1 protein-coding gene is annotated in these 4350 nt (G+C 46.1%); it reads right to left on the reverse strand.

Annotation, left to right across the window (positions count from 1 at the left end; translation table 11 throughout):
• Positions 1 to 60: 60 nt before the first annotated feature.
• The coding region (locus QUB30_RS11155) for a S8 family serine peptidase (RefSeq protein WP_333333140.1) at positions 61 to 4350 on the reverse strand (4290 nt) is incomplete at its 5' end.

Here is a 4350-nt window from a genome sequence, read left to right on the forward strand (position 1 = left end):
TCTCAATTTTCTGCCTTTAGGGAGCCTGTGGCAATCACAGGCTCCCTTTTCTTTCCCTTGTTAGTCTAAACTCCAGTCTACATAGGAAAAGCCTCCATCACCTTTATGACTCAGCACTGCGTTCTTACCAGGTAAGCTGCTGTAACGAGCCTTTTGAGCCGCTTTATACATCGGGCTAGAAGGTGCTGCTAGCCCACTCCCCTCAAACCAACCAATTACTTCAATGTTGTTCGGTTTATTGGGATTTGCTTTGTTGTATTTATCAAGTTCATCTTTAAATTCGGCAAATACATCCTGACCAGCTAAACCTGGAATCATATTTCCCAGACCATCCCCGTATCTAAAAGTAGTCCCCTGCGTAGACAGCACATTCATGTAGACTTTTTTAATCGATGGATTGTTGATGATATCTCGAAATATTTGGCGTCTTTGTTGCGGTGTTGTATTCAATGTTCCCGTATAAGACAGCCAATAGGAGCCTATATCTTTAGGAGGCCAGCTTGCAGGTGGAGGAACAGCAGCATACGGATCTTCTGTAGGAAAATTGTCCGCAAACTTTTTGTCGTATGAAGCCGGCTGCTCATAAAACTCTTGACTCGGCTGTGGCTTGTACTTCGGCTGCTTATTCAAATCCACAACATCTTTCGGCGGCTTATTCAACCGCGGTGCTTCCCCAGCTTCTGGCAAATTATTCGTCTGCGTGCCCGTACCCTTCGGATCGTAAGACCCCCTCGCTGTCTGGGATTCACCGGGTATCGACTTCCCATTTTCCCAATTAGACTTCGACCAAGTTTCACTCCAATTATTGCGCCCATCATCCCACACAGTCCCGCTTCTGGTCCAACTCCAATTGGTTTGCTTGCTAGTAGTAGTCCCCCCTTTAGTTACTGATTCCCAATCCGTACCGCTGATGGTTTCACTCCAACTGTAACCGCCTTTAAACTCCGTCCTCCTGTAAGTCGAACTCCAAGTTGAACTCCCCGAAGTATAAGTAGTTACACCCTTAACCGTATTGCTGTCATTCCACCATCTCTCGTAACTGCTCGTTTGTGTTTCATCTTTGCGCCCATCTTTATAAACTGTCACTGTTTGCCCGTTGCGGGTACGAACAGTATCACTGCTACTGGATGAAGCGTTGTTAGTCCCGTCATTGCTGCTGTTGGATCGAGTTGATGTTATTGTCTGTTCATCCCCGGTAGTAGTTGTGGTATAAGCATCTATCTTATACTCGCTATCGTGTTGAACAAAGTTCTCGGAATAACTTTCCTGATTGTTTTTAGAAGTGACTTTCCCCGAACTATTGGCACTATAACCATCGGATTTTGTTACCGAATAGCTATCTGTAATCCTGCTGCTGGTTTGCGGCCCGTGTTTGTAGGTTTGCGTATCATTACCTTGCCTGACAGAGTAATTATTGTGCTGATTGTTCTGCCGATATGAGGAACCCTGACTGCTGTTGGTTTGCTCGGATTGATTGACAGTATAAGTGTCTTGATAACTGTGATTTTTTGACTTGCCGTCATCGTAACTGCTTTGATTGTTGGTACTGCTTTCTGAATAAACGTCACGGGTGTTGCTGTTTGCTGCTACACCGTTAATTGTAGTGTTGTCCCAGGTTGAGTTAGTGACAGAAGAGTTGTCGTTGTTGTTGTTGGTTTTGGAGAAGCCGCTGCTGTTGCTGTTAGTCGAATTAGAGGTGCTGACAGTCGTTTCTTCGCCACTGTGGGTGTTGTTGGAACTGCTACCGTTACTGCCATTCGTCCACTTGGCATTGCCTGCCGTTTGAGTTGCACTCTTGCTGGTTGATATGTTGTTGTCGTTAGTAGTGCGAGTGTTGATAGTAGATTTTGAGCCCCAATCATCTTGACGGTTTCCATTAGCTATGCTAAGGTTCGTACCGTATCGGCTGTTAGATTGAGACTTGCTGTTGCGGAAACTTTCCGAAGTATCATTTCTGGTGTACGTGGGAGTGGTATAGTTGTAAGAACTGCGGGATTTCTGAGCCGATTCGCTACTGTCGTTCCGAGTTCCTTCGTATTTAACTCGGCTGCGGTTTTCCTGCCATTGATTTTTGTTTTCTGTTGAGTTTTGAGAAAAGCTTTTGCTGGTGTAGGTAGCAGCATTTGTAGTTGAATCGCTGGTGGATTCGTCAAAAGATTCGCCCTTGTAGTTGGTTTTGGTATTGCTTTTATCCCAACTTGAGTCGGTGTTTGAAAGGCTGCTAAGGATGCGAGAGTTGGTGGTAGTTGTGCCGTAGGAACTGCTGGTAGAAGTGGTTTTGTACGGCGCTAAGTCTGTGGTGCTGGAGTGGGTACCGACGTTGGAATCTCCGGTCGATTTAGTGGTGGTCTTTGGCGTGCCGGGGGCTGTGGTTGCAGTTGCTCTTTCTGAGGGTTTTGATACAGTAGAATTGGGAGAGTTACCAATATTTGCATCAGCATCAATTAAGGGTTTTGTCAAGAGTTTGGCTGCTGCCAATACTGGGATTGTGGGGATTGTTTCGGTGGCGGTAGCAATTGCTAATTCGGGGTTTAAGATGCCGTATCCTGTCCTTTCGTCCCATCCGGGTACGTCGATGTCGCTGGCTGTTTTTAGGAGGATGTTTTTGATTTGTTGGCGGCTAAGTGATGGGTTGGCTGCCCACATTTGGGAGAGGGTGTTTGTGACTTTAGCGGCGGCTATTGATGTGCCTTGTTTTGTTTCGGTTGTTGATGGTTCTGCTGTTTGTGGACTGCTGATTTGTGCTAAGATATCTAGCCCTTCTCCGTAGCTGGAATAGGCGCTGCGGTGGTTGTTTTCGGAGGCGCCAACTGTGATGATGTTGTCGAATTCTGTGGAGGCTTGTCCGAGTGCGGATGCGAGCTCCCCTTGATTGCCAGCGGCTGCTACAATCAGGATGTTGTTGTCTTGGGCGTATTTAAGTGCTGATTTTTCTTCTGCTGTCAGTTTGTGCCGTGTGGTTTGTGTGCCGTCGGGATTGATTTGGGTTAAGTCGAAGCTGAGGTTGATGACGGCGTTGGGTTGTTTTGAGGCTTTGGCTGCGTCTACAAATTCTATCAGGGATTGATGCCAGTTGCCGCTACCTGTGGCTCGTCCCAACCAAATCGGAGTCGATTTTTTGGTGGCGTTTTGATTGTGGGAGTGGCTGATAATTTCTAAAATTGTGTCGCCGTGTTGGTTTTCTTGATTTGGTTGCAGTAGGGGATTGTTGTCGCCCTCGATTAAGTCTTTGCCAAGGATGATTTGGCTGTAGTCGATGTTGGGATTGTTGGCGACAAAGCCGGTGTCGATGATTCCGATTAATGGTTGGTTTTGTTGGGGGAGGTTGGGGGCTGTTTCTGGTTTGGTTTCTGTGTCGGTGACTGTGTATTCGTTGATGGTTGTTTCCGAGTCGCTGTCTGTTGCAGTTGCGGTGAAGGAGTCGGCGATGATATTTTGTGAACTGTCTGGCTGATTGTTTTCCTCCGAGGGTATTTCCGGAGTAATGGCGATGTTTTGGGAGTCGAAGTCGGGGTTTACATATTCATGGATGGTTGTTGGCTGCTGATTGTCGCTGTCGGCGGTGATATTTTCCGATTGTTGCGAGTGATGGTTTTGAGTGACGGCGATTTCGGGAATAATAGTTTGGGTGTCGGTAACTATATATTCTGATGCGGATGGTTGATGATTTTGGCCCGATTCAGTTTCGGGAATGAGAGGGAATTGTTGGGCGAGTATGCTGTTGAGAGTTTCCCACAGTAGGGAAATTTCATCGGGAGAAATTAGCGGTAAATTGTCTGCAGTTTCGGGGGTGTCGATAAGAGTTGGGGAGATGTTTTCAATTTCCCCGGTGAGAATGTCTGTGGATTCTGCGGGTATTGCTGGTATTTCTGGTTTTTCTGGTTGGATAAAGACGGGTTTTTCAATTGTGTCACCTGTGATTTCGTCGATTTCTGTCTCAACAGGATTTGTTGGGAAATTAGGAATTTCGGAAACAGTCGGGTTTTGAGTTTCTGTCGCTGGGGAATTTTCGGTTGTTGTTTCAGTCGAATTTGTCTCGGAATTGGGAATTTCCGAAACAGTCGGATTTTTGTCTTCAATTGCGGGGGAATTTTCGATTTCTGTTTCAGTCGAAGTCGTCTCGGAATTGGGAATTTCCGAAACAGTCGGATTTTTGTCTTCAACTGCGGGGGAATTTTCGATTTCTGTTTCAGCCGAAGTCGTCTCGGAATTAGGAATTTCCGAAACAGTCGGATTTTTGTCTTCAATTACAGAGGAATTTTCGGTTTTTGTCTCAGCCGAAGTCGTCTCGGAATTAGGAATTTCCGAAACAGTCGGATTTTTGTCTTCAATTACAGAGGAATTTTCGGT

This window comes from Microcoleus sp. BROC3 (assembly GCF_036702515.1).
Taxonomy (GTDB): domain Bacteria; phylum Cyanobacteriota; class Cyanobacteriia; order Cyanobacteriales; family Microcoleaceae; genus Microcoleus.